At 63.5% G+C, this 20869-nt stretch carries 20 protein-coding genes; 15 read left to right on the top strand and 5 right to left on the bottom strand.

Annotation, left to right across the window (positions count from 1 at the left end):
• Positions 1 to 6: 6 nt before the first annotated feature.
• Positions 7 to 1125 carry an alpha/beta fold hydrolase gene (locus AABA86_RS20790; protein ID WP_338308169.1) on the bottom strand — a complete coding sequence of 373 codons (1119 nt, stop codon included), beginning with the start codon at positions 1123 to 1125 and terminating at the stop codon, positions 7 to 9.
• A gap of 16 nt (positions 1126 to 1141) precedes the next feature.
• On the bottom strand, positions 1142 to 1768 hold the full coding sequence (gene pncA / locus AABA86_RS20785) for a bifunctional nicotinamidase/pyrazinamidase (protein ID WP_338308167.1): 627 nt from the start codon (positions 1766 to 1768) through the stop codon (positions 1142 to 1144).
• A 271-nt stretch (positions 1769 to 2039) separates the two neighbouring features.
• On the opposite strand from pncA, the gene glk reads away from it, so the two are divergent.
• The 3 genes from glk to AABA86_RS20770 all read left to right on the top strand — a co-directional run bounded on the left by glk (position 2040) and on the right by AABA86_RS20770 (position 3693).
• The gene (gene glk / locus AABA86_RS20780) at positions 2040 to 3041 is read left to right on the top strand and encodes a glucokinase (RefSeq protein WP_338308202.1); all 1002 of its coding nucleotides are present in this window, start codon (positions 2040 to 2042) and stop codon (positions 3039 to 3041) included.
• A 149-nt stretch (positions 3042 to 3190) separates the two neighbouring features.
• Positions 3191 to 3394 carry a hypothetical protein gene (locus AABA86_RS20775; RefSeq protein WP_028136378.1) on the top strand — a complete coding sequence of 68 codons (204 nt, stop codon included), beginning with the start codon at positions 3191 to 3193 and terminating at the stop codon, positions 3392 to 3394.
• Between the two features lie 143 nt (positions 3395 to 3537).
• Positions 3538 to 3693, top strand: coding sequence for a hypothetical protein (locus tag AABA86_RS20770; RefSeq protein ID WP_212249447.1), 156 nt, complete (start codon positions 3538 to 3540; stop codon positions 3691 to 3693).
• Positions 3694 to 3796: 103 nt separating this feature from the next.
• Here the strand turns inward: AABA86_RS20770 and AABA86_RS20765 are convergent, their stop codons facing one another.
• Both AABA86_RS20765 and AABA86_RS20760 read right to left on the bottom strand, forming a co-directional pair.
• Complete coding sequence (locus AABA86_RS20765; RefSeq protein ID WP_338308166.1) at positions 3797 to 4174, bottom strand: response regulator; 378 nt, start codon at positions 4172 to 4174, stop codon at positions 3797 to 3799.
• Between the two features lie 111 nt (positions 4175 to 4285).
• Positions 4286 to 5068 (bottom strand): Spy/CpxP family protein refolding chaperone, encoded by a 783-nt coding sequence (locus tag AABA86_RS20760; protein ID WP_212249449.1) that lies wholly within the window; start codon positions 5066 to 5068, stop codon positions 4286 to 4288.
• A 468-nt stretch (positions 5069 to 5536) separates the two neighbouring features.
• On the opposite strand from AABA86_RS20760, the gene AABA86_RS20755 reads away from it, so the two are divergent.
• The 6 genes from AABA86_RS20755 to AABA86_RS20730 all read left to right on the top strand — a co-directional run bounded on the left by AABA86_RS20755 (position 5537) and on the right by AABA86_RS20730 (position 11664).
• Entirely contained in the window at positions 5537 to 6877 is a 1341-nt protein-coding gene (locus AABA86_RS20755) for an ABC transporter substrate-binding protein (RefSeq protein WP_212249450.1), read from the top strand.
• Positions 6878 to 7024: 147 nt separating this feature from the next.
• Complete coding sequence (locus AABA86_RS20750; protein WP_212249451.1) at positions 7025 to 7963, top strand: carbohydrate ABC transporter permease; 939 nt, start codon at positions 7025 to 7027, stop codon at positions 7961 to 7963.
• Complete coding sequence (locus AABA86_RS20745; protein WP_212249452.1) at positions 7963 to 8874, top strand: carbohydrate ABC transporter permease; 912 nt, start codon at positions 7963 to 7965, stop codon at positions 8872 to 8874. The genes AABA86_RS20750 and AABA86_RS20745 overlap by 1 nt, the downstream gene beginning before the upstream one ends.
• A 6-nt stretch (positions 8875 to 8880) precedes the next feature.
• Positions 8881 to 9981 carry an ABC transporter ATP-binding protein gene (locus AABA86_RS20740; protein ID WP_338308165.1) on the top strand — a complete coding sequence of 367 codons (1101 nt, stop codon included), beginning with the start codon at positions 8881 to 8883 and terminating at the stop codon, positions 9979 to 9981.
• 34 nt (positions 9982 to 10015) lie between these two features.
• Positions 10016 to 11005, top strand: a complete 990-nt coding sequence (locus AABA86_RS20735; RefSeq protein WP_338308163.1) for a hydroxyacid dehydrogenase — start codon at positions 10016 to 10018, stop codon at positions 11003 to 11005.
• 167 nt (positions 11006 to 11172) lie between these two features.
• A complete protein-coding gene (locus tag AABA86_RS20730; RefSeq protein WP_212249455.1) occupies positions 11173 to 11664 on the top strand; it encodes a hypothetical protein in 492 nt (163 codons plus the stop codon).
• Between the two features lie 63 nt (positions 11665 to 11727).
• Here the strand turns inward: AABA86_RS20730 and AABA86_RS20725 are convergent, their stop codons facing one another.
• Complete coding sequence (locus AABA86_RS20725) at positions 11728 to 12225, bottom strand: DUF1993 domain-containing protein (RefSeq protein WP_338308200.1); 498 nt, start codon at positions 12223 to 12225, stop codon at positions 11728 to 11730.
• Positions 12226 to 12351: 126 nt separating this feature from the next.
• On the opposite strand from AABA86_RS20725, the gene AABA86_RS20720 reads away from it, so the two are divergent.
• The 6 genes from AABA86_RS20720 to AABA86_RS20695 all read left to right on the top strand — a co-directional run bounded on the left by AABA86_RS20720 (position 12352) and on the right by AABA86_RS20695 (position 20849).
• Positions 12352 to 13131 (top strand): transporter substrate-binding domain-containing protein, encoded by a 780-nt coding sequence (locus tag AABA86_RS20720; RefSeq protein WP_212249456.1) that lies wholly within the window; start codon positions 12352 to 12354, stop codon positions 13129 to 13131.
• 247 nt (positions 13132 to 13378) lie between these two features.
• Positions 13379 to 14251, top strand: a complete 873-nt coding sequence (locus AABA86_RS20715; protein WP_212249457.1) for a DUF2147 domain-containing protein — start codon at positions 13379 to 13381, stop codon at positions 14249 to 14251.
• A 330-nt stretch (positions 14252 to 14581) separates the two neighbouring features.
• On the top strand, positions 14582 to 17494 hold the full coding sequence (locus tag AABA86_RS20710; RefSeq protein ID WP_338308160.1) for a PAS domain-containing protein: 2913 nt from the start codon (positions 14582 to 14584) through the stop codon (positions 17492 to 17494).
• Positions 17491 to 19068: a CHAT domain-containing protein gene (locus AABA86_RS20705; protein WP_212249459.1), complete on the top strand. Its 1578-nt coding sequence runs from the start codon at positions 17491 to 17493 to the stop codon at positions 19066 to 19068. Before AABA86_RS20710 ends, AABA86_RS20705 begins: the two co-directional genes overlap by 4 nt.
• A gap of 34 nt (positions 19069 to 19102) precedes the next feature.
• Positions 19103 to 20341 (top strand): hypothetical protein, encoded by a 1239-nt coding sequence (locus AABA86_RS20700; RefSeq protein ID WP_338308159.1) that lies wholly within the window; start codon positions 19103 to 19105, stop codon positions 20339 to 20341.
• A gap of 151 nt (positions 20342 to 20492) precedes the next feature.
• Complete coding sequence (locus AABA86_RS20695; RefSeq protein ID WP_338308158.1) at positions 20493 to 20849, top strand: hypothetical protein; 357 nt, start codon at positions 20493 to 20495, stop codon at positions 20847 to 20849.
• Positions 20850 to 20869 lie beyond the last annotated feature (20 nt).

The raw sequence follows: 20869 nt of genomic DNA, 5'->3' as shown, positions 1-20869 counted from the left end.
GCGAGCTCAGGCGCTGCGGGCCAGCACGCCGGACAGATCGTCGCGCAGCCACGCGGCGATCCGCGGCCAGGCGTGCGCGTGGGTGCGCGCGCCCATGAACAGGCCGAGGTGATTGCTCGGCTCGGACGCCGCCGCAATGAAGGCCGGCGGCGTGCCGAGGAGACCAGCGGTGGCGAGCGCCTGCGCAGCCGGCACGACCTCGTCGTCGAGCCCGGCCAACAGGAAGACGGGCGCCTTGACGTCCCTCGGATCGACCGTGCGGCCAAGAGCTATGAAACTGCTGCCGGCGATCTGGTTCTCCCGGAAAATCCGGTTGACGATCTCCAGATAATATTTGCCCGGCAGATCGAGCGTCTCGGCGTTCCAGCGGTCGAAACGCGCGAGCAGCGCCGCGCCCTCCGCGTCCGACAGGTCTCTCTGCAATGCCGTTACGATGTCGTCGCGGTCCGGCGCCTTGGACCAGAAGCGGAGCATCTCCTCACCACGGACATTGCCGCCGCCGCGTGCGACGAGCTGGTCATAGACCATCTCGGGCGCGTTCCGGGTGAGCCGGCACAACGAAGACTCAATCGACAGATCGACAGGAGCACCGACCAGCACCAGCCGCCGCACCTTGGCCGGAAAGCGCGCCGCATAGAGCAATGACAGCCAGCCGCCCTGGCACAGGCCGACCAGATCAACCGGCGCGCCGATCTCGTCGATGGCGACGTTGAGATCGCCGAGATAGCTGTCGATCGAAAGATAGCGCATATCCGGCGTCGCCGACCGCCAGTCGGTGAGATAGACCCGGTCGATGCCGCCGGTCTGCAGGGACTGCACCACGCTGTGGCCGGGGGCGAAATCGGCGATCAGGGCCCGATGCAGCGCATAGGGCGCGCAGACCAGCGCCGGCTGGCCGGACCGCGTCTGCGAACAATCGCGCAGACGCATGGTCGCGAGCTCGAGCGCCACGGTGCTCGGCGTCGTCCAGGACAGAGTACTGTCGTCCTGCTCCGCCGGTCCGCGCTCCAGCCACCAGAAGCAGCTGTCCATGGCGAGGCGCGCCGCTGCAAACGGCCACAGCAGCGGGTCGTCCGGGACGGGCTTCTGTGCACCGCTCTGTTTACCGGGCTGCTGCTTTACCATCGCTATCTCACGATCATCACAGGAACGCCTCCAGGCTAACGATGGAGATGCCGAGGTCCCGAAAACTCCGATGGGTCGCGGCGACGGAGCCGTCGAGATCGATGCCGCGGCAGGCGTCCTCGATGACGGCGACCTCGAACCCTGCCTTGCGGGCATCCTCCGCCGAGAAGCGAACGCAGAAATCGAGCGCGAGGCCGGCGACGAACACGGTCTTCAGCTCGCGTTCGCGCAAATATCCAAGCAGGCCCGTCGGCGTCCGCTTGTCGTTCTCGAACAGTGCCGAATAGGAATCGATGCCACGGCGAAAGCCCTTGCGCACCACGAGGCTCGCCCTGGCGACGTCAAGCTCACGATGGAACTCCGCGCCCGAGGTCCCCTGCACGCAATGCGCCGGCCAGAGCACCTGGGTGCCGTAGTCGAGCTCGATGGTCTGGAACGGCTGCTTGCCCGCATGGCTCGGCGCGAACGAGACGTGGTCGCGCGGATGCCAGTCCTGGGTCAGCACCATATTGGCGAATTTTTGGGCGATTCGGTTGATGGCGGGGACGACCTTCTGGCCGCCGGGAACGGCGAGCGCCCCGCCGGTGCAGAAATCGTTCTGCACGTCGATCACCAGCAGCACGTCGCGGTCGGAAATCTTCATCGGCGGTCTCGTTCGATGTGCCCGGCGCGCCGGCGCCGGACAAGTCCCCTTAGTGTCGGCCTTCCCGCGCGGCTTCGCAACTGCCGGCGCAGAGCGAAGCCCCGCGCGAATTGGCCATGGGAAGACCGCCAGGATGCAACGGTTTGGCCTCGTCCGTGTTGACTAGGCGCACCCAAGGGCGGATTCTCGCACTGTCCGTGACTGCGCGGATCGGGTCGAAGGAGTGGAGGACAGGGTTGCCGCGCCGCAAGGCGACGGCGGCCACGAAGTCATGAATATCGGCAAGACAGGACAAATTCTTCTCGCCGATATCGGCGGCACCAATGCGCGCTTCGCGCTGATCCGGAGCGAATTGGGCCACGGCGATTTGGGCAACGGCGACCAGACCGGACCGATCGACTATGTAAAGGTCGCCGACTTCCCGACCGTCCGGGAAGCCATCGCGGACGTGCTGGCGCGCCGGTCAGCCGGCGAGCAGCCGCAAAGAGCCGTACTGGCCGTGGCGGGTCCCGTCACCAACAACCGCTGCGTCATGACCAACAGTCCCTGGGTCATCGACGGCAACGAGCTGCAGCCGGCTCTCGGCTTCGACAGCGTCCATGTGCTCAACGATTTCGAGGTGGTGGCATGGTCCCTGCCCGCCTTGCAACCTGCGGATCTGATCCCCCTCGGCGGACAGGATGGCCTGCCCGGAGAGCCGTTGCTGGTGGTCGGACCCGGAACCGGCTTTGGCGTCTCCTGTCTGGTCGAACGCCATGGCGCGCGACTGGCCGTCGTCACCGAAGCCGGACACGCGACCCTGCCGGCGGAGAACGAGCGCGAGGAACGCGTGATTGCGTGCTTGCGCCGACGCCTCGGTCACGTCTCCATCGAGCGCGGCGCGCTCTCGGGTTCCGGATTGCAGAGCCTCTACGAAGCCTTGGCCGAGGTTGACGGCGCGCAGGTGCCGCATCGGGATGCCGCCGCCATCACCAAGGCCGCCCTGGAGGACAGTTGTCCCGTCAGCCGCGCGACGCTGGAGATGTTTTGCGCCATCCTTGGCTCGGTCGCCGGCAATCTCGCGGTGACGTTCGGCGCCCGCGGTGGCGTTTACGTCGCCGGCGGAATCGTGCCGCGCTTTCCTGACTTCCTTCTCGCCTCCGCGTTCCGGGCGCGCTTCGAAGCCAAGGGGCGCTTCCAGGATTATTTGCGCAACATCCCGACCAGGCTCGTGACCAAGCCAGACGCGAGCTTCGTCGGCCTGAAAATGTTCGCCGACTCCAATCCGAACTGAAGTTCGGTTGTCCTTCCTGCTCACGGTTCCAGTCATGCACAGCTGATTGCCGCGCGCGCGCGGTTTCAGGCATGAACGCGCTTGCCTGCGTGTTCCGGATGAGAAACAATCCTACCGTGTGTGTGTGGCGTAGTTGCGGGGGGCGTGACATGCGTAAGCAGGATTTGGGTTTCGACTATCATCGCTATCACCGCCTGCTGAGCGAGGCGGATGACGAAGACAAGCGGCTGGCCCTGATCGACCTGCTGATCGAGGAAAAGGCGCGAGACCGGCTCGCCGCTCAGCGCGCTTCGGATCGCGCGGCCATGACGGCCCACACCATCGCCAGGGTGCTGAAGAACGGCCGCAACTGAGACTTGCAATCCATCACGGAGAGCTGCGAACGCGAGATTTGTTTGCGATTTCGTTAACGATGCCTCGCAATCCGACGTCAAACTTTTTGCTCTAGGGTTCCCTCACCTGATCCAATTCAGGGTCAACAAAGGGGGCAATGAACATGAGCATGATTTCGCTCGCCGCGATGCCGGCCGTCGTCGAAACGCGTTTCGCTGATTCTTCCTTCAAGACCATCTTGCTGTTCTGCTGCACGGGCCTGGTCGCTTCGTTCGGCCTGATGGCGCACGGCATCGACCTCGGCGCCGGCCTGATCTGAGACCCGCGACAAATTCCGTCGCCAAATGGCCGCCCCCGACGGGCGGCCATTTTCGTTGGCTATCCCAGCGCGGCATCTTCGCCGTCGCGGCGCCTCGCCGTCACTAGTGCGGCGATTTGACCGAGGCTTCCGGAAACATGGAATCGATCATCGCCTTGAGCTGATCCATCGCGATCGGCTTGCGCAGGATCGGCCTGCGCCGGAGCAAGGACGGCAGCAATTCCGGGCCGTAACCCGTGGCGAACATGAACGGCTTTCCGCGACGTTCGATCAGGTCGGCGACGGGATCGACGTAGACGCCCATCAGATTGATGTCGAGGATGGCCATGTCGTATTGCGCGGTCATGGCGAACGCGCTTGCGTCCCGGACATTGTCCGCTTCCGCGACGACGTGGTGGCCGAGTTCCACCACCATGTCGGCGATCATCATCCGGATCAACGCCTCGTCTTCGACCAGGAAAACGGAGAGTCCGTCCGCCATATCACCCCCGCAGTCAGCTTGCGAAGATAATCATACCTCAATCCCGGAGAGGGTTCACGAATTCGTGGCAGGCGCCGTTAATTCGAACGCGCCCGATCCGATTCAACTTGATCAATCCAATCCTCGCTCGTGGCTCAGACGCACCATCTCCTGAATGAAGACCTGCTTCTGCTTGTCATCGAGGCTCGAAAAGAGCGGCTCGGCGGCGTCGGCGACATTGCGCTGGTCGGCGGCGCGGTCGATCAGAAACTGCGCCTCGTTGCGCATTTGCTCGATGATGTCGTCGGGCGGATCCCGCTTGGCGCGCGCAACCCGCAAGTTGAGCCGCTCTGCACCATTATGCCCAAGGTAGTGCATTGCGCTCGAGAAGCCGTACCAGTGCTTCTCCTGATCAGCCGTGAGGTTCAGCTGGGTCTTGATCCGGTCGATATAGGAATCGCTGTTGGCGACGATCTGCTCGGCGGACTGCTGCGGCGCTCCGGTCTGGGTGAGCACGGTGACATCTTTATTGTCCTTGCCTTGCGGTGCGTTCTTGGCCTCCTTGCTCGCCTTGGCGCCCTTGCCGGCTTTGGCGCCCTTGGCATCCTTGTCCTTGGCCGCGCCCTGCTGCTTGGCATCCTTGCCAGCATCCTTGGCAGCCGGGGCCTGATTGCCATTGTTGTTGCCGACGCCGAGCACGCCGGTGAAAACGCCGACCACGCCGCCGATTGCGCCGCCGAGCACGCCACCGACCGGACCTGCCGCCTTGTTTCCGGCCGCCGCGCCGTCCTGAACGCCTTTGACCAAACCCTGAGCATGGGCCACTGCGGCCGCGCTGAGCAGCAGCGTAAGCACGGCCCCCAGCGCGAGCCATCGCCGCATGTGAAGCCGCGCTGACGGCGCCGGGTTGATCATTCTCGTCTCCATCGTCGAACTGACTGGCCTGTTGGGGCGGTGCACCCGCCAGCTGCAACTCTATCGTTTCCGCCGCTTCGCGGTCCAGACGCAGCCAAGTGCTGTCCACGCCCGAAAAGTCTTTCGCGCGAAGCGGTTATGCAGGCTTATTCGAAACTGCGGCGTAATTGCGCACGGATCGCTCCAGGCCGGTTCACGCAACGTGTGCGTCGCAAAACAAGCGACCGCAGCTCACCCACCGGCACAGCGCTGCCGCGTTCCAGGACGCAACGTTAGTTCTAGCTGCGAGCCGTTCGGCTTTCTCGACAGACGCGGTCAATCATGATCTGATCGCGCTACCAATTTGCTGCGGTCTGCGTGAATTGTTCACTTGGGCCGACGGCATCAATAAGAAAATCCAACAACAAGAATTCGGAAAAGAAGTCTTAGAGGAAACTCCAACAACAAACACCCAGGCGAGGAAACGAGATGTCACGCAAGACACTGACGCGACGTCAATTTGTGGCTGCCACTGCAATGTCCTCCGCGGCGCTGATCTCGGCGCCCTATGTTCGGGGCGCTTACGCCGCCGGCAAACTCTCGATCGGCTTCTGGGACCATTGGGTGCCAGGCGCCAACAAGGCCTCGACCGATCTCGTCAATGAATGGGCGGCGAAGGAGAAGGTCGAAGTCTCGATCGACTACATCACCAGCAACAACAAGAAGATCGAGCTGACCGCCGCGGCCGAAGCGCAGGCCAAGTCCGGGCACGACATCCTTCAGATGCCGAGCTGGTGGCCGCAGGCCTATTCCGAGAATCTCGAGCCTCTCAACGACATCATGGAGCCGCTCCTCAAGCAGAATGGCGACGTGAACGGCACGGTCAAATATCTCGGGCAGTCGGGCGGCAAATGGCTCGCGGTGCCCGCGACACCCGGCAGCCAGATCAAGGGCCCCTGCTCCCGCATCGATCTGATGAAGAAGCATGCCGGCATCGACGTGCAGGAGATGTACCCGGCCGGCGCCCCGCCCAAGGCGGACAACTGGACCATGGAGACCTTCCTGAAGGCAGCCGAGGCTTGCCAAAAGGCCGGCTTCGCGTTCGGCATCGGCCTCGGCGAGACCACCGACAGCGTGGACACCGCCGGCGCGATCTTCCAGTCATTCGGCGCCGAGCTCGTCAACGCCAAGGGCGACATCACGGTGAAGACCGATCAGGTTCGCCAAGCCATGGAGTTCTACAAGAAGCTGATCGCGTTCCTGCCGCCGGATGCGCCGTCCTGGGACGACGCGTCGAACAACAAATGGCTGATCTCCGGCCGCGGCGCGATGATCCTGAATCCGCCAAGCGCCTGGGCCGTTGCCAAGCGCGATGCGCCGCAGGTCGCCGAGCAGTGCTGGACGCACGGCTTCCCGTCCGGTCCGAAGGGCCGGTTTGCGCCGTACCTGCCCTACTTCTGGGGCGTCTGGAGCTTCGGCAAGAACAAGGAGGCGGCCAAGAGCCTGCTCGTTCACATGTCCTCGCCATCGTCGATCGAGAAGTTCGTCGCGGTGAGCGGCGGCTATGACCTGCCGGCCTACGCGAACATGACCAAGTTCAAGACCTGGGCGGAGGAAGGACCGCCGCAGGGCACGCTCTATCACTATCCGGATCCGCACAAGCACCAGACCCTGTCGATCGCGGCATCGCCCGCTCCGCCCAAGATTGCGCAGCAGATCTACTTCCAGGCGACGCTGACCAAGATGGCGCTGCGTTTTGCGCGCGGCGAGACCATGGATCAGGCCCTCGCCTGGGCCGAGGGCGAGTGCGAAGGCTTCATGCGGAGCTAGCCGGGGTGTGCCGGGCGGCTCACGCCATCTGCGTGAGCCGCCCGAATCCCGTCATCGGATTCGCACGGCCGGGAAGCCGACCCCAATGGCCGGCTTCGCGGTTGGACAAAGAAGTAGATCCAATAGAGCTGACTTAAGGAAGCTGAGATGGCCGATGTCGTCGTCGAGCAAGGTCGCATCGTCCGTGCAGGGGGCGCGCGGAAGAGAACAAGCCTGCGCAACGCGCTCGGGCGGAAATCGACGGTGGCATTCTTCCTGACGCTGCCGCTGATCCTTCTGATCGCCCTGCTCGTGCTCTACCCGGCCTTCTACTCCGTCTATCTCGCGACGCTGAACAAGGCGATGACGAAGTTCGTCGGCCTCAGCAACTTCACCTTCCTGTTCAAGCGCGAGACGTTTTGGATGGTGGTGCGGCAGTCCTGCATCTTCGCCATCACAGCCGTGGTCTTCAAGGCGCTGATCGGGTTCATCGTCGCGCATTTGGTCCACAACATTCCGGGCAAGAAACAGCGCAAGTGGCGCGGCATGCTGCTGGTCCCCTGGGTGATTCCGCCCGCGATGAGCACGCTGGCCTGGCTGTGGCTGTTCGATCCCTCCTACAGCGCCTTCAACTACACGCTGTCCTTCTTCGGCGTCGGTCCGATCCCCTGGCTCGGCGACACTTTCTGGGCGCGCTTCTCCGTCATCCTGGTCAACGTCTGGTACGGCGCGCCGTTCTTCCTGATCATGTACCTCGCCGCACTGAAGTCGGTCCCCGAGCAGCTCTACGAGGCCGCGGCGATCGACGGCGCCAATTGGTGGCAGCGGATCTGGTACGTCACGCTGCCGATGATGCGCAACATCATCGCCATCACGACGCTGTTCTCGCTGATCGTGACCTTCGCCAATTTCGACATCGTGCGCATCCTGACGTCAGGCGGCCCGCTCGATACGACGCATCTGTTCGCCACCTGGGCGTTCCAGGTTGGCATCCAGAGCAGCGATATTCCGCTCGGCGCCTGCGTCTCCCTGTTCATGGTGCCGATCCTCGCCGTCGCAGCGATCTTTATCCTGCGCGATGTCAACAAACGCGGGAACGAAGCCTGATGAGCACGCTTGCAATCGACAAAGCCGGCCCCTCCCGCAAGGTCAAATACGGCAGCATGAGCCGCGACCGCACCTGGGCGCTACGCTGGTCCTATTTCTTCCTGGTGCTGTTTGCGATCTTCTTCCTGACGCCGCCGATCTACATGCTGATCACCTCGCTCAAGAGCAGCGCGGAAATATCGGCGGCGACCAACCCCTGGTGGGTATTCCATCCGACGCTGGCGAACTATGTCGAGCTCCTGAGCTCGAACCAGTTCCTGCGCTTCTTCTGGAATTCGTCGATCGTGTCGATCGTGGTCGTGATCATCACGATGCTGATCAGCATCCCCGCCGCCTTCGCGCTGGCGCGGATGAAGTTCTGGGGCTCGGCGACGCTGGCCACCGGCGTCTTCCTCACCTATTTGATCCCGGACAGCCTGCTGTTCATACCGCTGTTCAAGACGCTCGGCCTGGTCCAGGATCTGACCGGCATCACGCTGCTCAACAGATGGTACGTGCTGCTGTTCATCTATCCGACGCTGACGGTGCCGTTCTGCACCTGGATCATGATCGGCTATTTCGCCTCGATTCCGAAGGAGCTCGACGAGGCCGCCCTGATCGACGGCGCCTCGTGGCTGCAGACGCTGACGCGGATCTTCATCCCTGTGGCGCTGCCCGGCCTGATCGCCGCGACCATCTTCGCCTTCACGGTGTCCTGGGCGCAGTTCCTCTATCCCCTGGTGTTCACGACGTCGATCGACCAGCTCGTCTTGCCGGTCGGCATCACCACCACGCTGATCAAGGGCGACGTCTTCAACTGGGGACAGATCATGACCGGCGCGCTGCTCGGCGCGGCGCCGCCGCTGATCATCTACGCCTTCCTGATGGACTACTACATTGCCGGCCTGACCGCCGGCGCGACAAAGGGTTGATGTCTCATGGCTGACGTTGCTTTGCGGAAAGTGGTTAAGCGTTACGACGATGTCGAAGCCGTGCGCGGCATCGACCTGGATATCGCCGACCACGAGTTCATCGTGCTGGTCGGCCCTTCCGGCTGCGGCAAGTCGACGACGCTGCGGATGATCGCGGGGCTCGAGGACATCAGCGACGGCGACATCATGATCGGGGGAGACGTCGTCAACGACGTGCCGCCGAAAGACCGCGACATCGCGATGGTGTTCCAGAATTACGCGCTCTATCCGCACATGACGGTCGCCGAGAACATGTCGTTCGGGCTGCGCCTGAAGCACTATCCAAAGGCCGAGATCAAGGCACGGGTGACGGAAGCCGCCCGCCTGCTCGACATCACCGACCTGATCGACCGCAAGCCGAAGCAGCTCTCGGGCGGCCAGCGCCAGCGCGTGGCGATGGGCCGCGCCATCGTGCGCAACCCGAAAGTCTTCCTGTTCGACGAGCCACTGTCCAATCTCGACGCCAAGCTGCGCGTGCAGATGCGGATCGAGATCAAGAAGGTGCACCAGAAGGTGCGCACCACCACGGTCTACGTCACCCACGACCAGGTCGAGGCGATGACACTGGCCGATCGTGTCGTGGTGATGAACAAGGGAAAGATCGAGCAGATCGGCACGCCGAACGAGCTCTACCACAAGCCCGCGACGCGCTTCGTCGCCGGCTTCATCGGCTCGCCCGCGATGAACTTCCTGCCGTGCCGGCTCGAGGACGTCGGCGGCACGCTTCAGATCCGCCTCACCGACCGCATCGCCTTTCCGCTGCCGCCGGCCCGCGCGGCGCGTTACAACGCGCTGCCGCGCACCGACAAGCTGCTGCTCGGCCTCCGGCCCGAGCATCTCACCGAGTCGCATGCGCATCTGGAGCCGGGCGTCGAGAGCTTCGACACCGTGCTCGACGTCACCGAACCGATGGGGATGGAGACGCTGGTCTATTTCGGGCTCGAGGGCACGCCGGTCTGCGGCCGCGTCAATCCCAATGCCGGCGCCAAGGACGGGTCACCCATGCGTTTGGCGATGGACCTCAATAACATGCACCTGCTAAACGAGGCGACCGGCGTCGTGTTGTGACGCCGGTCCAAGAAACTCGCGCAGGCAGGGGACGATGGCGACCAACAAGAAGAAGATTTTCGTTACACAAACTTTGTCGCAAGGGGCACGCGCTCTCCTCACCCAGCGGGACGATATCGAGCTCGTCGAGTTTGCGAATCTGATCTCGGCAAAGGACTTCGAGGCCTTGCTGAAGAGCCATGCGCCGGTCCACGGCGTGGCGCTCGGCGCGACCGCGTTCGGCGAGACCGAGCTCGAGGCGTCCAAGGACATGAAGGTCGTGACCCGCATCGGCGTCGGCTACGACGCTGTCGACGTGCCCGCTTTGTCCCGCCGCAAGGTGCCGCTGATGGTTGCGGGCAGCGCCAACTCGCCCTCGGTCGCCGAGCAGGCGCTGTTCATGATGCTGACGCTGGCCAAGCGCGCGAACGAGTTGCACGCCTGCGTCAAGGACGGCAAATGGGCCGACCGGCTCGGCATGCTGCCGTTCGATCTCTACGGCAAGACCGTGCTGATCATCGGCTTCGGCCGCATCGGCACCCGTACCGCCAAGCGGTGCCTGGCGATGGAAATGACCGTGCAGGTCTACGATCCCTACAAGGCTGCCGCCGAGATCAAGGCCGCCGGCTGCGAGCCCGTCACTGACCTCGACGCCGCGCTGCCGAACGCCGATTTCGTCACCATCCACTGCCCGAAGACGCCGGAAACGGTCGGCCTGTTCGATGCGGCGCGGATCCGCCGGATGAAGCCGAAATCCTATCTCATCAACACCGCGCGCGGCGGCATCGTGAAGGAAGCCGCGCTGTACGACGCCCTGGTCTCCGGCAAGCTCGCCGGCGCCGGCATCGACGTGTTCGAGGTGGAGCCGCCGCCGGTCAGCAACGCGCTGTTCGCGCTGCCCAACGTCATCATCGCCCCGCACGTCGCCGGCGTCACGGTGGAGGCGGTGAGCCGCATGAGCGAGCAGACCGCGCGCAATATCCTGAGCGTGCTGGACGGCGATCCCATCCGGCAGAACATCATCAATCAGGACGTGCTGGCTTGAACAAGCGAGGGCGGGCGGATAATCCGCCCGCCCTCGGAAGGCCAGAATGCGTCCCATTTTGGTGCAGATCGAGCCCCAACTCAGCCTTAATCAAACGCGCGTAATAAGACCGGCCGCGGCGGCAGTGGGACAGACTAGCCGGCCGCGTCGAGCTGGAGGATGGACCCTTGTCAGAGATCGACCCGACCGACCACGCGCTGGCGACCATCGCCAGCATCCTGGAGCACCCCGAGCCCGTCCTCGTCGTCCGCCAGACCGAGACCGAAATCGTGGTCGCCGGCGAGCGTGAGCATCTGGCTTCCGACGAGCAGGCGGTCATCGACGAACAGGCGGCTCTCGACGAGCATCCGGTCGTCGAGGAGCAGCCGCTGGTGCCGGAGCACACCGATGCCGACGGCTACAGCAAGATCGGGCCCGGACCCATGGTGGCGATCCGGCTCAAATGGACGGTCCATCGCGGCGATGACGGCCAGTACTACGTCCACGAGACCATCGGCGAACAGTCCGCGCCCGTGGTCAGCGGCCCCATGACGAGCGAGGCCGCGGTGCATTTCGTCGACGTCCAGGAGGACGAGGCGAACAGGCGCTTCGAGCAGCTGCGCAGCGAGATCGCCGGCCGCAGCTCGCTCGCCGATTACGAGCGCAAGGGCGAAGCCTGAGGCCACAGGTCGAAATTCTACACCTCTCCCCGCTGAGGGAGAGGTGACACCGCGCCTCGGCAACTACTTCCTTCCCAGATAATCCTTCTTCACGAGCTCGACGCCTGCGTGCCGCAACAGGTCGTAGGCGGTCGTGACGTGAAAGAAGAACTGCGGGACACTGAACGTCAGCAGCAGCGCTCGCCCGGTGAAGGGCAGCTCGGTCCCGTTCTTCAGCCTGAAGAAGACGTTCCGTTCCGCCGCCGCATCGATCTCCGTGCGCGGCAGGCTTTCGATGAACTCGATCGAGGTCGCAATGCGCGCCTGAAGCCCGGCCATGTCGTGCTCCAGCGCCGGCAGCGCCAACGGCTCGAGCTCCGCCAGCAAGGCCGGGGCGACCACGGCATGCCGGCAGGCCTCGCCGACCTGCTGCGCCAGATCGTACATGTTCGGGGCCAGCCGCATACCGAGCAGAACGGCCGGATTGAACTTGCGGGTCTCCGCATAGGCCACGCCCTTGTCGAGCAGCCCCGACAGATTGCGCAAATGCGGCACGAAGAGGCCGACCGAGGCCTCGTACATCGAGATCGTCACGTCAAGATTCCCTTCAATTCCATCTCGCCAGCGACTGGCATCTGGTCTAAATCCACCCCTCAAGAGCTGCACAATGACAGCTCGCGCAGGGGTGGAGAAGAGATGATCGTTCGAATGGCTGTTCGAATCCTGGCGGCTGCGGCCGTGGCGTTGCTGGCAAACCTTCCGGCTCACGCCCAGCAGGCGCCCTCGCGCCTCGACGAGATCGTCAAGCGCGGCACCTTGCGCGTCGGCATGACCGGCGACTACAAGCCCTTCACCTATCTGGACAAGGCGACGCAGCAGTTCAGCGGCTTCGATGTCGACATGGCGGAGGCGCTCGGCAAGGCGCTCGGGGTCAAGGTCGAGTTCGTGCCGACGGCCTGGCCGAAGCTGATGAAGGATTTCGAGGCCGACCAGTTCGACGTCGCCATGGGCGGCGTCTCGGTCACGTTCGACCGGCAGAAAAAGGGGTTCTTCTCGACGCCGATCATGCGCGAGGGCAAGACGCCGATCACGCGCTGCGCCGACGTCGGCAAGTACCAGACGCTCCCCGATATCGACAAGAAGGGCACCCGCGTGATCGTCAATCCCGGCGGCACCAACGAGCGCTTCGCGCGTGCCAACATCAAGGACGCCGAGATCAGCGTCTTCTCCGACAATACCGTGATTTTCGACGAGATCGCCAAGGGCAACGCCGATCTGATGATGACGGACGCCTCCGAGACGCGCTACCAGCAGAAGCAGCATGCCGGCGTGCTCTGCGCGGTGCATCCCGAAAAGCCGTTCGACTTCTCCGAGAAGGCCTATTGGCTCCAGCGCGACATGGCGCTGAAGGCCTTCGTCGACCAATGGCTGCACATTTCCATGGAAGACGGCAGCTACAAGAAAATCTACGCCGCCTGGTTCGATTAGAGCGTTTCCGGACGAAGTGGGTACCGGTTCGCGCGACGAGAGCCCCGTTCCGATTGTGTCGGAACTGAATAGGCTCCAGCCGCGTCCTCCTGTCGCTTGCCCCCGCCAAACTTTGGACCGGCTGTTGGCCTATTGAACCCGGAACCGCAGGACGACGACTCATACCGTGACAGTGATCTAGATCACTTTTTACGATCGAGCCGGCGCGTAAGCGTCGGTGCGGGGACCACCTGTTCAGGAGATGGAAATGAGGAAGCTGTTGGCCACGGCCGCATTCCTTTTGGCGAGCACCGCTGCGCAGGCGCAGTACACTTTCGAATATGGCGGGCGCACCATCCGCATCGACCCGGACCGCGGCACCGTGCAGATTCCCGGCGTGTACGACAACACCGGCCAGGGCAAGGCGAAGAAGGCCAAGAAGAACGAGACGGGTCCGGGCCAGCAGGCACCGCAGCAAGCCACCGTCGAGCCGCAAACGCCGGCTGCGCCAGCTCCCGCTCCTGCGCCGGTCGCCCCGCCGCCAGCGGCTGCGCAGGCGCCTTCGCCTGCCCCCGCTGCCGTAGCACCCCCGCCGCCTGCTCCGCCGCCGGCCGCGACCGCCAGCAATGCGCCGGCCGAGACCGCCGTGCCCGCGCCCTCTCCTCCGGCCCCTGCGCCGGTCGAGCAGCAGGCAGCGCCCGCCGCGCCGCCGCCGGCCCCGACCGTGGCTGCCGCACCTCCGGCTGCGGCCCCGCCTCCACCGCCCGCACCGGCCCCTGCCCCCGTTCAGGCCGCCGCCGTCGCTCCACCAGCTCCTGCGACCGCGCCTACGCGCGATCTCAATTCACCGCTCGGCGTCTGGCTCACCGAGGAGAAGGAAGGCAAGGTCCGCATCGAGCAATGCGGCACCAATCTCTGTGGCTATTCGGTCGACGGCAAATCGAACCAGAATGGCGAGCAGGTTCTGATCAACATGAAGCCCAGCAAGGACCAGAAATGGTCCGGCCGCATCCTCGATCCGAACTCCGGCTCGACCTACGATTCGACGATCGCGATGAAGGGCACCGACCGCCTGCGCGTGCAGGGCTGCGCCTTCGGCGGCATGTTCTGCGGCGGCCAGACCTGGACGCGCGTGAACTGAGCGGCGCTGATTGCACTTGAGCCGACATGGCGCAGGTGGGCTGACGCATTTTCGCTGCACAACCTGCAATCGATGATCCGACTGCCGGGATAGTCGTCGCAATCCCCACCGGGGCCTCGTGCCGTACGACCGCTCGATTCAAATGCCCCCACTGTGAACCATTTCATACTCTGCCCGCTCTCGCTGCTTCTAGTCTGGATTGATCGCCAGACTATTTGCGACCTGCATACGACGCAGTCGGCGCCGTTTCGCCGAGATTGAGTAGACCGAAACGAGTCGTTTCCCGATCTCCTTTCGGCGCCTTTAGTTGCGTAAGCGAGCGAGGTTGTTATGGAGGAACTCCGTGCGACGCCATCGCTGGTCTCAGGTGACTGGGGCCCCGGCTTGTTGATGTCGGAGGAGAGCATACGACGCCATGTGATCGGCGCGCTCCGAAGTCGGCAGACAAGCCTGACGACCGCCCTGCAGCCTCTGGTCAACGAGCAAGCGCGGATGCTCGTTTCGGAGTTTGGTTTCGACGCTCAGACCGTCGGCAAAATCCTGCAATCGCAAAACACCATGCTGAGCGTATTGTCGGATCGGTATGACGCGCTTGATGAAGCCGCACATTACAGCGAGATTCCCTTCGTCGAACTGGCGAACGACGGCCGTATCGTCTATTCGAACGCGGCATTCGACAAGCTCATTCCCGGCAGGCGCGGCGCTCCCTTCTCCGGGTTGTTCGGATCCCGTGCAGCCGATGTGTGCATGGCCCTCCGGGCAAATCACAACACGAGTTTGCGCGCAGACATCCAGACCGACGAAGCGGTTCGTCAGGTCAGAGTCGAGATCGGTCCGCTGCGCGACGAAGACGGAATGCAGGGCAATTATGCACTTCTTCTCGACCAGAGCGCTGAGCAGAGCCGCCTCGATGCCTTGCAGGATGGCGTGCTCCGCACCGACCTGACAGGCAAGATCCGGTTCGCGAACGAGCGCGCGGTGCAGGTTTTGGGCTTCTCGGAATCAGAGCTCAAAGAGATGTCGCTCTCCCTCGTATTCGGACCCGAGGACGAGGGAGCGACGGACCCGTTCGCCGAATGGATCACCGAGCAGACGGGCTTCTCGAGCTTCGTCAAGCTCCGCCCAAAGGACGGTCGTTCTGTTCTGGCAAGGGTCAGCGGAACCCCCTACATGGAAGCACCGAATAGCTCGGCCGGGTTATTGGTGCTGTTCGCGCCTCTTGCCGAAGATCGCGCCCGTCGCGAGCTCAAGACGATTCTGGCCGAGCACGATGATCCGCAGAAGATCATCGAGGCGACGCTTCAGGTCATCGGCAAGGTCATCCCATTCGAAATGAGCACGTTCGGGGTCTACAACGATCTCAGCGATTACTGGCGAGCGGTCACTGTCTTTCCAAGACCCAGCTGGGAGTGGAGCACGCGTTGGTTCAAGGTGCCGCCCGGCGTGATCGATTGGCTCGAGCAGGGCAAGACGTGGGACAACAATCTGGCCGCGTTCGTCGAGCGCCTCAACCCGGAGGAAATGGACAACCCGGTGAGCAAGGCCATCATCGCCGACGAATTCGAGTCGATGCTCGTATTGCCGATTCGGAAAGCCGGAGGCCGGTTTGGAAGCTCGCTGGCTCTGCTGTCCCGCAAGCACAAATACACGGCCTCGGACCTGCGGACGCTGCAAAATCTCGGCGTCGAGGAGATTTTGCAGGCCGCAGATGCCGCCATGGAACATGCCCAGGCACGCGCCTTGCGCAAACTCAAGGACGATCTGAACAAGGCCGCGAGCGCACGCGCCATCGCTGAGCTGCTGGCCAAAGGCACCACGAAATGCCTGGGCTGGGAATATGTCGGCGTGTTTCGGGTCGATCGCCGCCGCAGCAAGTTCGTGCTGGTCGCCGAGCACGTCAAGAACGACCGAAACCTGCTCGTGAAAGCGCCTGACCGCAAGGCCGAATACACCCAGGAGCTGTCCAGCGGCATGCTCGGCAGCTGCCTGGCCGAGCGGGACATCCTGGTTGTTCCTGACATCAGCGATACCGAGCGCAACTACGGCTTCATCAAGACCGCACCCGATCAACGATCGGCCATGACGGTCCCCCTGTTCGTGAATGGCAAGATCGAACTGATTCTGGACATGGAATCATCGGAGCTCAACGCATTCCGTGGGCCTGATCGGGACGCGGCAAGCGGCCTCGCCGCCGACTGCGAACAGATCTTTGCGGCTCGCTGGCACGAAGCGATCGAGCATGCGCTCATGGACAGAATCGAGCAGGCGGCCGTCATCGTCGACGCCGTTGGGACGATCTGCCACATGAATGGTGCCGCGGAGAACATCTTCGGCCAGGCGCGTGACAAGAAGCTCGCGTCGTTTGGCGCCCGGAACGAAGATTCCATGCAACTGTCGGAATGCGGGATCCAGCACCGTCTTCACATCCACCTGACGATCGGCGACGCACCGCGCACCGAGCTGACGACTCTCGCAAATCGCGAGCCGTTGAATGACGACTATGGTCATCAACTCTGGCTGTTCACCAGCCTTGCCGACCAAAGTCGCGAGAGCGACTGGGGCTATCTGGAGGAGACCGTCACGGCCGTTGCGCGCGAGACCCGCGCCCCACTGTTGATGGCCGATGGCCTGCTGCGCGGCGCAGCGTCGCTCCTGAGCAAGCCAGACCTCATGCGAAATTGCGCCGGCCTGCTCGAGCAGGCCGCCAACCACCTGCTGAGGGCCGACCTGACCTTCGAACGTCTGTCCGAGCGTCTTACCGTTCAGCAGACGCCGCAGGAGGTGCCCGAGCTATTCGACGTAGTGGACGTGCTCTATCACGAGGTCGAGGGCCTCCCCGTCGAAGACCGTGACGCGATCAATCTCGTCGACGAGATTGCGACACGTCGTCCTCTGTGGGTCAAGGGGTGGACGAAGAGGTTGAGCTTTGCGTTTCGCTCCGCCCTCAGCTCCCTCCTGCTGTTGCGCATCACGCCGAACGACCGATTGACCGTGACGATTGCCGAGCGGCCGCCGCATCACCTCTCGGTGTCCATGCGCCTGCCCGCCACGAGCGTCGACACCCTGGCTCCGTCGGCAGCGGACCCGATCGAGCAGAGCCAGCACAGGGCACGGCAGATGGCCAGCATCGCGATCGAGGCGATACGCAAGGCTGCCGAGCAGCACGACGGCACTCTGGTCGAGTTGGACGGCGCGGGATTCGAATTCAACCTGCCATTGTGCGCGCAGGAGGCCCCGGTATGACAGCAAAGATTGCCATAGCCACCGCCGAACCAAACATGTTCGAGACGCTACGGGGACATCTGCTCGCGGCAGGAGTGGCCCTGGAGGACTTGTACGACAAGCCTCTGATGACCCCCGACCAGACCAGCGAGTGGCTCATCGCGAATGAGACGGAACTGCTCGTGCTCGACGCCCGGCTGCCGACTGACCCCAGCGCCGTATACGACACGCGCACGACTCTCGGCGCGAAGCACGTCCTCAACACCGTCGTTTTGGCCCAGGACCCCCACACCTCCGTGCTGGTCATCGCACCCTCGTTCGGGACCTGCGCGGACCTGGAGGAAGAGTGCAGAGCAGCAGGCAATGCGTTGATCCTGCCGATGGACGCGCTGCAGCTGCACCGGCATCGGATCTTGCGCCCGTTCATTGCGATCCTTACCGGGCATCCCGACGAGACGAATGCGATTCCGGGCGCATTCCGCGTGATCGAGATCGAAATCCACAGCGCCAAGGTGGAATGCCGGCTCGGAACGGGTGAGGACGGCTCTCCGATGCTTCGCTGGAACACCATCAGCGATCTCGATGACCTCAAATCTGCCGCTCAAACCTACGCGCGCGACGAGATGCCGCTGAACAATTGGCTCGGCCAAACGCGGGATATCGGGACACGCTTGTTCAAGAGCTTCGTCGTCAAAGCGATCGGCGAGCATCTGTTCTCGCAGATCGAGAAGTCCGCCGGCGGATTGGTGGGACTGTCGTTCCGGTTCGTCATCAGCGACGCCGGCTTTTATCCGGTGCCCTTCGAGGCGAGTGTACGTTATCTCTCGGAGGAGAATGGGCCATTCGTGCTGCTCTATGCACCGATTGTCCGGCGCATCCCGTCCTTTGTCCGCGGTAGGGCCAGCGAGCGGGCGCGGATCAAACCGGGCGCAAAACTGATGTTCGTTCGTTCACAGATCGGCGAACATCCCGATATGAAGCTCGACAGCGCGATCTGCGCCGGCAAGAAGTTCGACAAGCTTGGCAATATCGACACCGAACTGGAGCATGTGAAACAGCTGGGTGCCGCGGGCTGTTTCGATTTGAAGATCGTCAACTTGTCGGATGCCCCTCCGGGCGAGGCCGCCCCCTATCTGCTGAAGCAGCTCGACGCGTTTCGGCCGACCATTCTCCACTACGCCGGTCACGCCTGGAGCGACGGCCAGCAAACCGCGACCCTCGTCCTTCCCGGACTGCAGCCGGAGCAAGCGGTCGGCTTGAAGCTCGACAGGGTGGCGGCCTCCGACGGCCTTTCAGCGACGACCCTGGTCTACCTCTCGGCCTGCCGTGGCATCTCGAAGGGCTGCGTTCAGCAACTGGTGATGAACGGGATTCCCTACGCCTTGGGCTTCCGATGGAATGTCGAAGACGAACGCGCACCGCAGTTCGCCAGGGAGTTCTATGACGAACTCCACAAGACGCGGTCCGTTTGCGTCGCGTTCCGGAAAGCGTGCCGCGCATCGTGGGAAAGCCTGAACTACGACGAAGAAAGTCCGATCTGGCTTTCGCCGATCCTGCTGGCGCAGTCGACCGATTGGGCAGCACGCTGCCAGTGAGCAGCCGGTGAGCAGCTTGGAGTGGAAGGATGTCATGACAGTCTGGGCCACACTCAAGAACGTCGTGGAGCACTGGGCGAGCCGCGAGTTGCGGCGCCCATACGTCGGTTACGTCGCGTCGACCGGTAGCAATGCGATGACAGCGGGACAGAACTTCCTGCCCGAAGCGAGCTATTTCGGCGTGCGTATGGTCGAAATGGGCTTGCAAGAGGGCGGCAAGTTTTTCAGCTCGTTCCTTCCGCTCGGCGTCGTGCTCACCGAGTTCAGCTTCGGCGACGGGCGTCAACGCCGGCCCACGATCTTGAGCAATGACGAGATCGCCGCTCAGCTGAAGGCCGCCGGTGCCGCTCCAGGTTACGTCGACTTCAAGAACATCTACGCCGTCAGGCGCGCGCCCATGAAGCAGGACAATCTGTCCCTGTTCGTCGGGCTGTTCCGCCTTCCGTTTCACGACGTCGCGCAGCAGGTCCTGCAATTGGCCGCCGACCTGACCACACAGACCGGGCTCTCGCCGGGTGTTTCCGACGGGTTGCGTGTGGCTGAAAAGATCTACGACCGGGTCTCCGGTCTGTTCGGACTCAACATCGTCACGCCCTTGTTCTCCTATGCCGACGGCAATGCGCTCGGCCGCAGCGGCTATCTCCTGGTTGCCGGCTCCGATCTCGACGAAGCGGTTGCCAAGCGACTGATGGTGACCGACGACAGATTGCTGCTGGACGGTCAGCGTGTGTCTGGCCTGGACTATTGCCTCCTGGCCATAGAGTTCACAGCCAGCCTGCTGCCCGAGGGGCCTGATACGATCAACCCGCTCACGCAGCTCGGATTTCATCGACACTGGCAGGGTGTTGCAAGCAGCATCATGAAGCGGGAGCTGGAGCATGCGGACGAACAGATGCTGACCCTGCGCTCCGAGGTGATAATTTCGCCTGAACTCGCCGAGAGCGATCGTCTCGTGGCCATCGGCGCCTACCAGACCAGCTACGACAAGCTCGTGGAGCGCGTGACACCGAAAAATGCTCACCGCGGCTGGGAAGAGGCACTCCTGGCCGACCCCAACGACAAGACAATCGCCAAGCCGGCCGTGACTGAGCTCCTGAAGGGCATGCAAATCCGCCTGCTCACCGGCATCAAGGACGCCCCGGACGATCCGGACAAGCTTTTTGCGTCCGAGGCGTTCGCATTGCGAAAGACGGTCGGCAAGGCCCCTCTGGTCGATACAAACTCCGCCGTCTCGCTGGCGCGCGTGATCAATCGCACCGCGAAAACAAGGTGATGGCAAGAACGCCCCCGTTCACGGCTCTGCCTGGCGGATGCGGCGGCGCTCGGCGCGATGGCACCGTCCGGTCTCATGCGTGACACCTCTCACATCGGCCCACCCGGTGTCGTGACACGATGCCCCGCAGGTTCAGCCAATGGGGCGTGTCATGCGACATCTTTGCAAGGGTATCTTTGCTGCAATCTGGGCCGTCGCTCTGCTCTGCGGACAGGCAAATGCAGCATCGACCAGCTTCGACGGCGCCTGGAACGTGCGGATCTCGTCCTCGAGCGAGACCTGCGGCAACGGCGCCACCGTCGCGATCGGTATCAACAATGGGCAGATCGCATCGACCAGCGCCGCGGTAACGGCATCGGGCCGTGTGGCGGATGCCGGCAGCATCAACGTCACCTTCAGCACCGGCATCAAGCGCGCTGTCGGCTTCGGCCGGCTCAGCGGCACCTCGGGCTCCGGCACCTGGCGCGGCCCGCTGTGCACGGGCACCTGGACCGCGGAACGGATGTAGGTTGCCGTGTCCCGGCTCTG

The sequence above is a fragment of the Bradyrhizobium sp. TM233 genome, from assembly GCF_036247965.1.
In the GTDB taxonomy this organism is placed as follows: Bacteria; Pseudomonadota; Alphaproteobacteria; order Rhizobiales; family Xanthobacteraceae; genus Bradyrhizobium; species Bradyrhizobium ottawaense.
The sequence above is the reverse complement of the archived record's forward strand: the minus strand, read 5'-3'. Positions and strand labels throughout refer to the sequence as shown.